The organism is Allobosea sp. FW305-C-101, assembly GCF_058783685.1.
Map to the genome: position 1 here is coordinate 355,236 of NZ_JBYSYT010000003.1, position 13,860 is coordinate 369,095.

Sequence of the window (13,860 nt, forward strand, 5' to 3'; positions counted from 1 at the left end):
TGCCTCATCCGAGCCTCGCCGTGAACCAACGGAGCCCTGACATGACGCGACCCGTTTTTAGCCGCCTCCTCCGGGCCGGGCTGGTTCTGGGAGCCTTCACGCTCTGCTTCGGCGTCGTCGCCGGGGCGCGTGCCCAGACCGAGCTCCTCAATGTCTCCTACGATCCGACCCGCGAGCTCTATCGCGAAATCAACGCGGCCTTCATCGCCGAGTGGAACGCGAAGAACCCCGACAAGAAGATTTCGACGATCCGCCAGTCGCATGGCGGCTCCGGCGCGCAGGCCCGCACCGTGATCGACGGGCTCAATGCCGATGTCGTGACGCTGGCGCTGGCTGGCGATATCGACGCCGTCGCCGAGCGCTCGAAGAAGCTGCCGCTCGACTGGCAGAAGCGCCTGCCGCACAATTCCTCGCCCTATACCTCGACGATCGTCTTCCTCGTCCGCAAGGGCAATCCCAAGGCGATCAAGGACTGGGGCGACCTCGTGAAGCCGGGCGTCCAGATCATCACGCCGAACCCGAAGACCTCTGGCGGGGCGCGCTGGAACTACCTCGCCGCCTGGGCCTATGCCGAGAAGGCCTTCAACAAGGACGAGGCCAAGGTCCGCGACTATATCGGCAAGCTGCTCGCCAATGTCCCGGTGCTCGACACCGGCGCGCGCGGCGCGACCACGACCTTCACCCAGCGCGGCATCGGCGACGTCTTCCTGTCCTGGGAGAACGAGGCCTTCCTGGCGCTCAAGGAATTTGGTGCCGACAAGTTCGATATCGTCGTCCCCAGCCTGTCGATCCTGGCTGAGCCGCCGGTTGCACTGGTCGATGCCAATGTCGACGCCAAGAAGACCCGCGAGCAGGCGCAGGCCTATCTCGACTTCCTCTACACGCCGAAGGGACAGGCGATCATCGCCAGGAACTTCTACCGCCCGCGCAATCCGGAAGCGGCCGACGCCAAGGATGTCGCCAATTTCCCGAAGGTCGATCTGGTGACGATCGATGACGTCTTCGGCGGTTGGAAGAAGGCGCAGCCGACCCATTTCGGCGACGGCGGCACCTTCGACCAGCTCTACAAGCCGGCCCGCTGAGGACTGCCCATGACGGCGGCGACGACGACCTTCCGCTGGCGCGAGCCGAGCATCCTGCCCGGCTTCGGGCTCGCGTTCGGCATCACCGTGACGGCGCTGTCGCTGATCGTGCTGATCCCGCTGGCGGCGCTCTTCCTGAAGGCCGCCAGCGCCGGCCCCGCCGATATCTGGGCGGTGGCGACCTCGCCCCGCACCTTGGCCGCGCTGAAGCTCTCCTTCACCGCCGCCCTGTTCGCCGCACTCGTCAACGCCGTGTTCGGGCTGATCCTGGCCTGGGTGCTGGTGCGCTACGAATTTCCCGGCCGACGCCTGATCGATGCCGCCGTCGACCTGCCTTTCGCGCTGCCGACGGCGGTCGCCGGCATTTCGCTCGCCGCGATCTATGCGCCGAATGGCTGGGTCGGCTCACTGCTGGCACCGCTCGCCTTCAAGCTCACCATCCCCTTCACCGATCTCTCCCTCGGCTTCGACGGCAAGGTCGCCTATACCCCGCTGGGCGTGATGGTGGCGCTGATCTTCATCGGCTTGCCCTTCGTCGTGCGCACCGTCCAGCCCGTATTGGAGGAGCTGCAGAGCGATGTCGAAGAGGCTGCGGCGCTGCTTGGCGCCAGCCGCGTCCGGACGATCTTCCGGGTGATTCTGCCCCCGGTCCTGCCGGCGCTGATGACCGGCTTCGTGCTCGCCTTCGCGCGCGCAGTCGGGGAATACGGCTCGGTGATCTTCATCGCCGGCAATGTGCCGATGATCTCCGAGATCGCCCCGCTCCTGATCGTGATCCGGCTGGAGCAGTTCGACTATGCCGGCGCCGCCGTCGTCGCGACGATGATGCTGCTGATCTCGTTTGCGCTGATCCTCGCCGGCAACCTGATCCAGGCCCGTGCCCGCCGGAGGTTCGGTGATGTCTGACGCCACTCTCCCGACCGCCATCGCCGCAGAGCCTCCTCGCAAGGCCAGCCGGGCGCGCGGCGAAAGCCCCGTCGTTCAGTTCGTGCTGATCGCGGTCTCGCTCGCCTTCCTGCTGCTCTTCCTGCTGTTGCCGCTGGTCACGGTCTTCATCGAGGCCGCCGCCAAGGGCTGGGAGGCCTATCGCGCCGCGATCACCGAACCCGATGCGCTGGCAGCGATCCGTTTGACCTTGCTGGTCGCGGCGATCGCAGTGCCGTTCAACATCGTCGTCGGCATTGCCGCCGCCTGGGCGGTCGCCAAGTTCGAATTCCGCGGCAAGAACCTGCTGATCAGCCTGATCGACCTGCCCTTCTCGGTCTCGCCAGTGATCTCGGGCCTCGTCTTCGTGCTGCTCTTCGGCGCGCAGGGCTATTTCGGACCGTGGCTGCAGGCCAACGACCTGAAGATCGTCTTCGCTCTGCCCGGCCTGATCCTGGCGACGGTCTTCGTGACCTTCCCCTTCGTGGCGCGCGAACTGATCCCGCATATGCAATCGCTGGGCTCGTCCGACGAAGAGGCGGCGCTGACGCTCGGCGCCTCGCCCTGGCGCGTGTTCTTCTCGGTGACGCTGCCGAACGTGAAATGGAGCCTGTTCTACGGCGTGCTGCTCTGCAACGCCCGTGCGATGGGCGAGTTCGGCGCGGTCGCGGTCGTTTCGGGCAAGATTCGCGGCCTGACCAACACCATGCCGCTGCATATCGAGATCCTCTACAACGAATACATGGGCGCGGCCGCCTTCGCGGTGGCCTCGCTGCTGGCGGGGCTGGCGCTGGTCACCCTCGTGCTCAAGACCCTGCTGGAATGGCACTACGGCGATGTCATCGCCGCCAGTCGCCGTCACTGACCCACAGACGAAGGATTTCTCGCCATGTCGGTCGCCGTCACCATCGAGACCATCGAAAAGCGCTTCGACAACTTCCCTGCGCTGCGCGGCGTCTCGCTCGATATCCAGCCGGGAGAGCTGGTCGCGCTGCTCGGCCCCTCCGGTTCGGGCAAGACCACCCTGCTGCGCCTGATCGCCGGGCTGGAGGAGGCCGATCGCGGCCGCGTCCTGTTCGGCGAGACCGATACGCGCGATCTCTCCCTGCGCGACCGCCGCATCGGTTTCGTCTTCCAGCAATACGCCCTGTTCAAGACGATGAACGTTGCCGAGAATATCGGCTTCGGCTTGAAGTCCCGCCCGCGCCACGAGCGCCCGAACAACGACGAAATCCGCAAGCGTGTCAGCGACTTGCTCGACCTCGTTCAATTACCGGGGTTGGAGAAGCGCTATCCCAGCCAGCTCTCGGGCGGCCAGCGCCAACGCGTTGCGCTCGCCCGCGCGCTCGCGATCGAGCCGCGCGTGCTGCTGCTCGACGAGCCCTTCGGAGCGCTCGACGCCAAGGTCCGCAAGGATCTGCGGGCGTGGCTGCGCGAACTGCACGGGCGCACCGGCCATACCACTGTCTTCGTCACGCATGATCAGGAGGAGGCGCTGGAGCTGGCCGACCGGGTCGCGATCCTCAACGAAGGACGGATCGAGCAGGTCGGCTCGGCCGATGATGTCTACGATCACCCGGCGACGCCCTTCATCTGCGAGTTCCTGGGCGAGGTGAACAAGCTGCCGGTCAAGGTCGTCGGCAGTCAGGCCTTCTTCGGCGACCGGCCGGTGCTGGGCGGATTGTCGCAGAACCAGGGCGGCCCGGCCTCGCTCTATGTCCGGCCGCAGCACCTGCGCATCGTCGACGAGACGCCGCTGGCGCTCCCCGGCACGGTCGAGCACTTGCGCCGCAACGGCCCGATCCGCCGGGCTGAAGTCGCCGTCGAGGGGCTGAAGAAGCGCCTCGAGGTCGATCTCGCCAGCCAGGTCGCGCCGGCGATCGGCGAGCGGATCAGGCTGCGCATCGCCCATGGCAACCTGTTCGCCGCCGCGTGATGGAACGCAACGTCATGCTCGGGCTTGACCCGAGCATCTCGGGACAGAGGGGCGCCTCATTCTGCAAGAGATTCCCGGGTCTGCGCTTCGCTCCGCCCGAGAATGACGCCCTGCATGCGGGAGCGGCATGAAGCCGCCCTCGCCTCAGCCGGCGGGTCAGGTTATGCCTGTGGCACAGCGGATCACGCCGACAGGAGATCGCGATGAAAGCACGCGCGAAATGGGTTGATGGCATGGCCTTCATGGGCGAGTCCGGCAGCGGGCACGCCATGATCATGGATGGCGCGCCGGAATATGGTGGGCGCAATCTCGGCATCCGGCCGATGGAGATGCTGCTGATCGGGCTCGCCGGTTGCACGGCTTTCGACGTCGTCGGGATGATCAAGAAGGGCCGCGAGAACATCACCGGCTGCGAGGTCGATGTCGAGGCCGAGCGCGCCACGACCGATCCCAAGGTCTTCACCAAGATCCATCTCGCCTACCGCATCACCGGCAAGGGCCTGTCCCATGCCAAGGCCGAGCGGGCCGTCACATTGTCGAAGGAAAAATACTGTTCGGCTTCGATCATGCTCGGGGCGACCGCCGAGATGAGCTACAGCCTCGAAGTGATCGACGAACTACAGAAGGAGGCTGCTGAATGAGCCGGGCTGAATTCGCCGGATTGATCACGCCGGACGCGCTCGCCGCGCGGCTCGGCGACGAAAACCTCGTCATCATCGACATCCGCACCGCGGCCGATGGCGCAAAAGCCGCCTTCGAGGCCGGTCATATCCCCGGCGCGCTCCATTCCGACTACGCGGCCGATGGCTGGCGGGCGAAGATCGGCAATGCACCGGGCATGGTGCCGCCGCTCGACCATCTCGCTGCGCTCGTGGGCCGGCTCGGCATCAAGCCGCATGACGAGATCGTCATCGTCCCGGCCGGCACGGCCGCGACCGATTTCGCCGCGGCGGCACGTGTGTACTGGACGCTGAAATTCATCGGGCACGGCCAGCAGGCGATCCTCGATGGTGGCTTCAAGGCCTGGACGGCCGATGCGAAGCGCCCCGTCGCGAACGGCGCATCAGCGCCGAAGAGCGCAGCGCCCTACCCGGTCGTGGCACAGCAGGGCCTGCGCAGCACGGCGGACACCACCCTTGTCGCCGCGCGCAGCAAGCAGGCGAGCCTCGTCGATGCGCGTGGCCCCAGCTATTTCGAGGGCCGCGAGAAATCGGCCGAGGCCGCCCGCGCCGGCCATATCCCGGGCGCGATCCAGCGCGACTATGCCGGCGCCTTCGAGCCCGGCAGCGGCAAGCTCAAGGAGCCTCGCGAGCTGGAGAAGCTCTTCGCGGCCGTGCCCCAGGGTCCGGTCGTCTCCTACTGCAATACCGGCCATTCGGCGGCGGCGAACTGGTTCGTGCTTTCGGAGGTTCTGGGCCGCGACGAGGTCGCGCTCTACGATGGCTCGATGACCGACTGGACGCAGGACCCGGACCGCCCGGTCGCGACCGGCAAGGCGGCCTGATCGCGCTTTCGATTGCAAATCAGCTTGAAAAGGTTCAAAGGAAGCGCCGATCGCGTGCCCTGACGCGCGGCGCTTCCTGACATTCTGAACCGAGCCATCAGCCGATGAACGCCGTCGCGCCGAAAATCTCCTTCGTTTCGCTGGGCTGCCCCAAGGCGCTCGTCGATTCCGAACGGATCATCACCTCGCTGCGCTCCGAGGGCTACGAGCTCTCGAAGAGCCATGCCGGGGCAGACCTCGTCATCGTCAACACCTGCGGCTTTCTCGACAGCGCCAAGGCGGAATCGCTGGAGGCGATCGGCTCGGCTCTTGCCCAGAACGGCAAGGTCATCGTCACCGGCTGCATGGGCGCCGAGCCCGAGCAGATCCGCGACGTCTTCCCGAACGTGCTCGCGATCACCGGCCCGCAGGCCTATGAGAGCGTCGTATCGGCCGTGCACCAGGCGGTGCCGCCGAAGCACGACCCCTTCGTCGATCTCGTCCCCGACCAGGGCGTGAAGCTGACGCCACGGCACTACGCCTATCTCAAGATTTCAGAGGGCTGCAACAATCGCTGCACCTTCTGCATCATCCCGAAGCTGCGCGGCGACCTCGTCTCGCGGCCGATCGGCGACGTGCTGCGCGAGGCCGAGAAGCTGGCCAAGGCCGGCGTCAAGGAGCTGCTGGTGATCTCGCAGGACACCAGCGCCTACGGGCTCGACATCAAATACGCGCCCTCGATGTTCAAGGATCGCGAGATCCGCACCCGCTTCTTCGAACTCGCCCGCGAGCTCGGCCAGATGGGGATGTGGGTGCGTCTGCATTATGTCTACCCCTACCCGCATGTCGACGAGGTGATCCCGCTGATGCAGGAAGGGCTGGTGCTGCCCTATCTCGACATCCCCTTCCAGCACGCCTCGCCGAATGTGCTGAAGGCGATGAAGCGCCCGGCCCATCAGGACCGCACGCTCGACCGCATCCGGAAATGGCGCGACATCTGCCCGGATCTCGCCATCCGCTCGACCTTCATCGTCGGCTTCCCCGGCGAGACCGAAGAGGACATGGACATCCTCGTCGACTGGCTGAATGAAGCGAAGCTGGAGCGCGTCGGCGCGTTCAAATACGAGCCGGTGAAGGGTGCGCCCGCCAACGATCTCGGCCTCGACCTCGTCCCCGAAGAGGTGAAGGAAGCCCGCTGGCACTGCTTCATGAAGGCACAGGCAGAGATTTCCGCCCGCATCGTCAAGGGCCGCGTCGGCAAGCGCATCCAGGTCATCATCGACGAAGCCGGGCCGACCGTGGCCAAGGGCCGCTCGAAATGGGACGCGCCGGAGATCGACGGCAATGTCTACGTGGCGAGCCGCCGGCCGCTGCGGGCGGGCGACATCGTCACCGTGAAGATCGAGCGCGCCGACGCCTACGATCTTCACGGCGTGGCTGTCTGAGCGACAGCCGGTCAGTTCGGGAGTTCGCAGACCCGGCGGACGATCCGGCCGTTGCGGTCACGCGCGACCCTGAGTTCGCCGCCGCAGCCTTCCGCGGTCAGAACCGGAGGGGGCTCGTAGCGGGGCGGCTCGTTGCAGGCGTGGGTGATGCAGTTGGCTCCGGCTCCCCGGGCCTTTGCCGCACCCGGAACCCGGACGCGCTCGTGGTCCTGCAGGCGGATGGCGATGACGGAGTTGTGGTCGCCGCCCTGCCCGCCTTGGCCACCGGAGCCGCCACCTCCGCCGCCATTGCCGCCACCACCGCCGCCGCCCTGCTGGGCGAGAGCGACACCCGAAAGGGTCAGGGTCGCGAAGAGAAAGCCGACGATCTGAAACCTGCTGGTCATGACGTCACCTTGAAGGGTTGTCAGCATGTGCTGATACCGATTCGTCGCGGCACCTCCTCTTCGGGTTCATTGCTCACGAAAAAAATGCGCCCGGTTTCCCGGGCGCATGGTTCTCCATTCGCATCAGCCTCGGGCTGAATCAGGGAATCAGGACCGTCGAGCCCGTGGTGCCGCGCGATTCCAGCAGGCGATGCGCGTCGGCTGCATCCTTCAGCGGGAAGGTCGCGTTCACTGGCACCTTGACCTTGCCGCTCAGCACCGTCTCGAACAGGTTCTTGGCCATTGCAACCATGGTCTCGCGCTTGGCCGTGTGCGTGTTGAGCGTCGGGCGCGTGACATAGAGCGAGCCCTTGCTGGCGAGGATGCCGAGATTGAAGGCCTCCACCGCGCCGGAAGCATTGCCGAAGCTCGCCAGCAGGCCGAAGGGCTTCAGCGTGTCCAGCGACTTCATGAAGGTGTCCTTGCCGACGCCGTCATAGACCACGTCGCAGAGCGCCCCGCCGGTGATCTCCTTCACCCGCGCCGCGAAATCCTCCTCGCGGTAGTTGATGACGTGGTCGGCGCCATGCGCCTTGGCAAGCTCCGCCTTCTCCTTCGAGCCGACGGTGCCGATCACGGTCGCGCCCAGGGCCTTGCCCCATTGGCAGAGGATGAGGCCGGTCGCGCCGGCCGCGGCATGGACCAGGATCGTGTCGCCCGGTTTCACCTTGTAGGTCCGGTGCAGCAGGTATTCGGCTGTCAGCCCCTTGAGCAGCATGCTGGCGGCGGCCTCGTAGGAGATGCCCTCCGGCAGCGCCACGACGGAAGCCGCCGGCACGATGCGCTCCTCGGCATAGGCGCCGAGCCCCGCGACCACCGCGACGCGGTCGCCCGGCTTGAACTCGGTGACGTTGGGGCCGACCGCGAGCACGTCGCCGGCGCTCTCGTTGCCCAGGGTGAAGGGCAGCTGCGGCGCCGGGTAGAGACCCGAGCGGAAATAGGTGTCGATGAAATTCAGGCCGATCGCCCGGTTCCGGATCAGGATTTCGCCGGGACCCGGCTGCGGCAGGGTGACGTCCTCGAACTGCAGGACCTCGGGGCCGCCGGTCTTGTGGGCGCGAATGGCTTTGACCATGAAAGGCATCTCCTATGGGATGGATGCCCGACCATAGTTCATCGGGCCGGAAAGGCATCCGTGCCCAACGCAGAACGCACCTTGCGACTTTGCGGCCCGTGGCCAAGACGCCGCGCATCGGCTAGCCAAGGGCGATGAGCACGGACACTGCCGATCAGGTCGATATCGCCATCGTGGGCGCCGGCGCCGTCGGCCTGGCGGCCGCGCTGGCGCTGAGCCGGGAAGGCCGCAGCGTCGCCTTGCTCGGCCCTGTCGCGACGCCGCGTGACGGACGCACCGTCGCCCTGCTCGACGGTTCCTGGCGGATGCTGGCCGAGCTCGGCGTGCAGGACGCCTTGCTGGAAAAGGCAGCGCCGCTGGAAGTGATGCGCCTCGTCGATGACAGCGGCAGCCTGTTCCGCCAGCCGCCGGTCGAGTTCCGGGCCTCCGAGATCGGGCTGGAGGCCTTCGGCTGGAATATCGAGAATGCCGACCTGACCGGGCTTCTCGCCGAGAAGGCGGCCGAACGATCCGGCCTGCGCATGATCCCCGGTTTCGTCCGCGCGATTGAACCGGAGGCGGACGGCGTGCGCCTCTCCTGCGAGGGCTTCGCTCCATTGAAGGCTCGCCTTGTGGTCGGCGCCGACGGGCGCAACTCGCAGGTGCGCGCGGCGGCCGGCATCGAGAGCCGCGACTGGCGCTATCCGCAGATCGCATTGACCGCAATCTTCGAGCATCGCCGCGACCATCAGGAAACCTCGACCGAATTCCATACGCGGAAAGGTCCCTGCACGATCGTGCCGTTGCCCGGCCGGCGCTCCTCGCTGGTCTGGCTCGTCGATCCGGAGGAGGCTCCGGCGCTGACCGCGCTCGACGATACGGCCTTCGCGCTACGGGTCGAAAAGCAGGTGCAGTCGCTGCTCGGCACAATGACGGTGTCAGGGCCGCGCGGCAAGGTGCCGATGGGCGGGCTCTCGGTCGAGCGTTTCGGCGCCGGCCGCATGGCGCTGATCGGCGAGGCCGCGCATGTCTTCCCGCCGATCGGCGCGCAGGGGCTCAATCTCGGCCTGCGCGATGCCGCGGCACTGAGCGAAGCGCTTGCGGGCGCGACGGATGCGGGAGCGGCAAGCGTGATCGCTGATTACGACAGCGCGCGGCAGGCCGATGTCCGCTTGCGCACCGGCGCGGTCGATGTGCTCAACCGCACGCTGCTGACCGACATGCTGCCCGCCGACCTGATGCGCGGCGCCGGCCTGCTGGCGCTGTCGCGGATCGGGCCGCTCAGGCGGCTCGTCATGCGGCAGGGGCTGGCCGGTGGGGCGGCGGGCTAGAGAAACTCCGTCATGCTCGGGCTTGACCCGAGCATCTCCTGCCGAAGCGGGCGCTCGAGCCTCATTCTGCCTGAGATTCTCGGGTCTGCGCTGCGCTCCGCCCGAGAACGACGGCTGAGCCAGGTTAGTTGCCGCCCAGTATCTTCCGCGTATCCACCCCGCTCGCCGCAACCTTCCGCAATCCCGCCGCTTGCTCCCGGAAGACCGGCGCGAGCGGCAGCGGCGTCGAGACGAGACGGCGGCCACCCGGTTCCTCGACCTGCGCGTCGAGCAGGCCGCGCGCCGACATCTGCGGATCGGATACCGCCTCCTCCAGCGTCCGCACCACCGTGCAGCAGCAATCCAGCGGCTCGACCAGCGCGCGCCAATAGGCGGCGCTTTCGCTTGCGATGATGGCGGCAATGCCCGCGCGCGTCGCCTCGGGATCGCGGCGGTCGTCGCGCAGCCTCTCATCAAGGCCGATCCCCTCGCAGAAGCCCTGCCAGAACTTCGGCTCGATCGCCCCGACCGCGAGGAACCAGCCATCGGCGGTGGCATAGAGCCCGTAGCGCGGGCTCGCACCCGTCAGCAGGCCCTCCCCGCCATCGGGAAAGGAGCCGGTCACCTGTCCCTGCGCCAACCCGTACCAGGCGAAGGTCGGCATCGCATCGGCCATGGCGATGTCGAGATGGCAGCCCTGCCCGGTGCGATCGCGCTGGCGCAGCGCCAGCAGGATGTTGAGCACGGCCGGCATGGTGCCTCCGGCGATGTCGGCGACGAGCGGCGGCGGTAAAGGCGGCGCCTCGCCGCGCTTCAGCGACTGGCCGAGAAGCCCGCCGAGCGCTTGGTAATTGATGTCGTGCCCGGCCTCCTGCGCACGCGGGCCCTGCTGGCCATAACCGCTGATCGAGCAATAGATCAGTCGGGGATTGATGGCCTTCAGCGCCTCATGGCCGAAGCCGAGCCGCTCCATCACGCCCGGCCGGAACTGCTCGATCAGGATATCGGCCTGCGCGATCATAGGAGTGAGCCGCGCCAGCGCATCCGGCGCCTTGAGATCGAGCTCGACCGAATCCTTGCCCCGGTTGAGCACCGCGAAAGGCGCCGCCGTCTCGCCGAAGCGCGGCGGGAAGCCGCGCATGTCCTCTCCGCCGGGCCGCTCGATTTTGATAACGCGTGCACCCGCCTCCGAAAGGAAGAGGCTCGCCAGCGGCCCGGGCAGGAGCGTCGAGAAATCGAGGACCAGCAGGTCGTCCAGCGGCAGCATCCGGCACCCTTAGATTCTTTGTTTCAACGCATTTTCTTGACGCGAACCGGTGTCCACTTCGCTTGAAAACGCTCTAGTGAAACAGATCGGCAGCTATCCTGCCCGTCTTCACCAGCCACAGGAAGCCCGAGAGCGTAACCATCGAAACGATGGTGCCGACGAGAATGCAGGCCGAAGCGCGCTCGACGCCGACCTTGTACTGCGTCGAGATGACGAAGATGTTCAGCGCAGGCGGCAGCGCCGCCATGATGATCGCGGCATAGATCCAGTTGGTCGGGATGCCGCCGATGGCCGAGAGCAGCAGCCAGACCAGAAGCGGGTGCAGCAGGAGCTTGATGAAGACGAGCCCAGGGACGCCGGCCGGCATCCGCTTCATCGGGCGGAGAGCCACGGTGACGCCGAGCAGGAAGAGCGCGCAGGGCGCAGCCGCCTGCGAGAGCCACAACACCATCCGGTCGAGCGCCACCGGCAATTCGAACTTGAGATAGCTCGCCAGCACGCCGGCCAGCGTTGCGACGTTGAACGGATGGGTCAGCACTCGCCAGACCACCTCGCCGGCAGTGGCGAGCAGGCTCTTCTTTTCGACGCCGGCCACCGCCATCAGCAACGGAACGAGCGAGAACAGCAACACGCTGTCAAAGACGAAGATGAGCACGACCGGCGCGCTCGCCTCCGGCCCCAGCGCCGCCAGGATCAATGGCGGGCCCATATAGCCGATATTGGAATAGGCTCCGGCGACGCCCTGCATCACCGCCTGCGGCAGGTCGCCTTTCGCGTGCCGGAGCCCGATCGCCAGCGACAGGCTGAAGGCGCAGAACGTGGCGAAGGTCGTGCCGGCGATGAATTTCCAGTTGGCAAGCTCGCTCAATGGCTTGTCGGCGATCAGGCGATAGAACAGCGGCGGCAGCGCGACATAGATCAGGAAGAACTGGAGCCAGGCCAGCCCTTCCTCCGGCAACTGCTTGTAGCGGCCGATGGCGAAGCCGAGCAGGATCAGCCCGAAGAACGGCGCGACCAGATTGAAGATGCTGAGGAGGTCGGCCATCGGTGGCGTTTTCGTCCTGCGATGAAGGCGCCCGCCTTCGACCCGAACCCGGCGGATATCTGCATCTAGCGCATGGCTCGAAGGCAGCAAGGGCTTTTGCAGCGTACTTGCCCGCACCCAGCGCAACAGGAAGACATGATACCTAGGAAATATTACCCAACAGCAGCTCTAGGACTAATAACCTAGGCATTACAGCCTATCGGTCATCGAAAGAACCATGGACGGCGCGCATCGTCTCGGCCACAGTCGCTGCATTGCAGCATGGAGCCGCCGATGACGACCAGGACGCCGCGCCAGTTCTTCCGCCCGCTCGCGATCGGCGCGCCGGAGCCCTTCCGCGAATTGCCGCTGCGGCTCGAGCGGATGATCCATTTCGTACCGCCGCATCTGGAGAAGGTCCGCGCCAAGGTCGGCGAGCTCGCCGGACAGGTCGATATCGTGCTCGGCAATCTCGAGGATGCGATCCCGGTCGAGGCCAAGCAGGCGGCGCGCGACGGCTTCATCACCATGGGCAAGGCGGTCGATTTCGGCAGGACCGGCCTGTGGACCCGCGTCAACGCATTGAATTCGCCGTGGTTTCTCGACGATATCACCGCGATTATGGGCGAGATCGGCGGCAAGCTCGACGTCGTGATGGTGCCGAAGGTCGAAGGCCCCTGGGACATCCACTATGTCGACCAGCTCCTGGCGCAGTTCGAGGCGCGGCATCTGCTGCGCAAGCCGATCCTGATCCACGCCATCCTGGAGACGGCGGAAGGCGTCAAGAATGTCGAGGCGATCGCCACCGCCTCGCCGCGCATGCACGGCATGAGCCTCGGCCCCGCCGACCTCGCCGCCTCGCGCGCCATGAAGACGACCCGCGTCGGCGGTGGCCACCCGGAATACAAGGTGATCGTCGACCCCTCCCCCGATGGCGGGCCGCGCGCGGTCGCGCAACAGGACCTCTGGCACTACACGCTCGCCAAGATGGTCGATGCCTGCGCCGCGGCCGGGATCAAGCCGTTCTACGGCCCCTTCGGCGATTTCGCCGACGAGGCCGCCTGCGAGGCGCAGTTCCGCAACGCCTTCCTGCTCGGCTGCGCCGGCGCCTGGACACTGCATCCCTCGCAGATCGCCATCGCCAAGCGCGTCTTCAGCCCCGACCCGGCCGAGGTCGCTTTCGCCAAGCGGATTCTGGAAGCGATGCCGGACGGCTCCGGCGCCGTGATGATCGACGGCAAGATGCAGGATGACGCGACCTGGAAGCAGGCGAAGGTGATCGTCGACCTCGCCGTTCAGGTCGCGGCGCGAGACCCGGACCTGGCCGAGCGCTACGGAATGTGATGGGACAGCGGGCCTGAATCGATTGATTTCGACGCATTTACGACGCATTGCTTGCGCAAGGCGGCAAGACCTAAAGCCGGCGGCGCATCGGCCGGCGCAAGATGGATCTGTCATGGAAGCGCGTTCGGCCAAGTTCAGGATCGGGCAGGTGGTCAAGCACCGCATCTACCCGTTCCGTGGCGTGATATTCGACGTCGACCCGGTCTTCTCGAATACCGAGGAGTGGTGGATGGCGATTCCGGAGGCCATGCGCCCGTCGAAGGACCAGCCCTTCTACCATCTCTTCGCCGAGAACGAGGAGGCGGAATACGTCGCCTATGTCTCCGAGCAGAACCTCGTCGATGACGATTCCGGCGAGCCCGTGCGCCATCCCCGCGCCAAGGAATTCTTCCGGCGCGACCGCAAGGGCCGCTACAAGCTGGACCGCGCCGACCTGAACTGAGGTTTATCGCTCTCTTGTGGCCCTGTCGGCTGACCGCCGATCCAGAAAGCGCCGACATCTCTCAAAATCTCGCCGTCATCCCGGGCTTGCCCCGGGATCCATCGGAGCGCTCCGGAGCTCTGGG

Annotated in this window: 14 protein-coding genes; 10 read left to right on the top strand and 4 right to left on the bottom strand. The window is 66.5% G+C overall.

Going from position 1 to position 13,860, the window contains the following annotated elements; translation table 11 throughout:
* The first annotated feature begins 41 nt into the window (after positions 1–41).
* From AC3WMA_RS16410 to rimO, 7 genes are all read left to right on the top strand, one after another.
* Entirely contained in the window at positions 42–1,082 is a 1,041-nt protein-coding gene (locus AC3WMA_RS16410; RefSeq protein WP_492286438.1) for a sulfate ABC transporter substrate-binding protein, read from the top strand.
* A gap of 9 nt (positions 1,083–1,091) precedes the next feature.
* Entirely contained in the window at positions 1,092–1,988 is an 897-nt protein-coding gene (gene cysT / locus AC3WMA_RS16415; RefSeq protein ID WP_492286439.1) for a sulfate ABC transporter permease subunit CysT, read from the top strand.
* A complete protein-coding gene (gene cysW / locus AC3WMA_RS16420) occupies positions 1,981–2,871 on the top strand; it encodes a sulfate ABC transporter permease subunit CysW (RefSeq protein WP_492286440.1) in 891 nt (296 codons plus the stop codon). The genes cysT and cysW overlap by 8 nt, the downstream gene beginning before the upstream one ends.
* A 24-nt stretch (positions 2,872–2,895) precedes the next feature.
* Positions 2,896–3,942, top strand: a complete 1,047-nt coding sequence (locus AC3WMA_RS16425; protein ID WP_492286441.1) for a sulfate/molybdate ABC transporter ATP-binding protein — start codon at positions 2,896–2,898, stop codon at positions 3,940–3,942.
* A gap of 203 nt (positions 3,943–4,145) precedes the next feature.
* Complete coding sequence (locus tag AC3WMA_RS16430; RefSeq protein ID WP_257732945.1) at positions 4,146–4,583, top strand: OsmC family protein; 438 nt, start codon at positions 4,146–4,148, stop codon at positions 4,581–4,583.
* On the top strand, positions 4,580–5,446 hold the full coding sequence (locus tag AC3WMA_RS16435; RefSeq protein WP_492286442.1) for a sulfurtransferase: 867 nt from the start codon (positions 4,580–4,582) through the stop codon (positions 5,444–5,446). The genes AC3WMA_RS16430 and AC3WMA_RS16435 overlap by 4 nt, the downstream gene beginning before the upstream one ends.
* Positions 5,447–5,550: 104 nt before the next feature.
* Entirely contained in the window at positions 5,551–6,870 is a 1,320-nt protein-coding gene (rimO, locus tag AC3WMA_RS16440) for a 30S ribosomal protein S12 methylthiotransferase RimO (RefSeq protein ID WP_492286443.1), read from the top strand.
* An 11-nt stretch (positions 6,871–6,881) separates the two neighbouring features.
* Here rimO and AC3WMA_RS16445 read toward each other — a convergent pair whose 3' ends face one another.
* Entirely contained in the window at positions 6,882–7,256 is a 375-nt protein-coding gene (locus AC3WMA_RS16445; RefSeq protein WP_492286444.1) for a hypothetical protein, read from the bottom strand.
* Between the two features lie 139 nt (positions 7,257–7,395).
* Positions 7,396–8,370, bottom strand: coding sequence for a quinone oxidoreductase family protein (locus AC3WMA_RS16450; protein ID WP_492286445.1), 975 nt, complete (start codon positions 8,368–8,370; stop codon positions 7,396–7,398).
* Positions 8,371–8,504: 134 nt separating this feature from the next.
* Here AC3WMA_RS16450 and AC3WMA_RS16455 point away from each other — a divergent pair, with 134 nt between their 5' ends.
* On the top strand, positions 8,505–9,680 hold the full coding sequence (locus AC3WMA_RS16455; protein WP_492286446.1) for a UbiH/UbiF family hydroxylase: 1,176 nt from the start codon (positions 8,505–8,507) through the stop codon (positions 9,678–9,680).
* Between the two features lie 124 nt (positions 9,681–9,804).
* Here AC3WMA_RS16455 and AC3WMA_RS16460 read toward each other — a convergent pair whose 3' ends face one another.
* The gene (locus tag AC3WMA_RS16460; protein ID WP_492286447.1) at positions 9,805–10,926 is read right to left on the bottom strand and encodes a CaiB/BaiF CoA transferase family protein; all 1,122 of its coding nucleotides are present in this window, start codon (positions 10,924–10,926) and stop codon (positions 9,805–9,807) included.
* 73 nt (positions 10,927–10,999) lie between these two features.
* Positions 11,000–11,971, bottom strand: coding sequence for an AEC family transporter (locus tag AC3WMA_RS16465; RefSeq protein WP_492286448.1), 972 nt, complete (start codon positions 11,969–11,971; stop codon positions 11,000–11,002).
* Positions 11,972–12,244: 273 nt separating this feature from the next.
* Between AC3WMA_RS16465 and AC3WMA_RS16470 the strand changes: the two genes are divergently transcribed.
* Together AC3WMA_RS16470 and hspQ are read left to right on the top strand one after the other, a co-directional pair.
* On the top strand, positions 12,245–13,294 hold the full coding sequence (locus AC3WMA_RS16470; protein WP_492286449.1) for an HpcH/HpaI aldolase/citrate lyase family protein: 1,050 nt from the start codon (positions 12,245–12,247) through the stop codon (positions 13,292–13,294).
* 112 nt (positions 13,295–13,406) lie between these two features.
* Positions 13,407–13,736, top strand: coding sequence for a heat shock protein HspQ (gene hspQ, locus AC3WMA_RS16475; protein ID WP_047578680.1), 330 nt, complete (start codon positions 13,407–13,409; stop codon positions 13,734–13,736).
* Positions 13,737–13,860 lie beyond the last annotated feature (124 nt).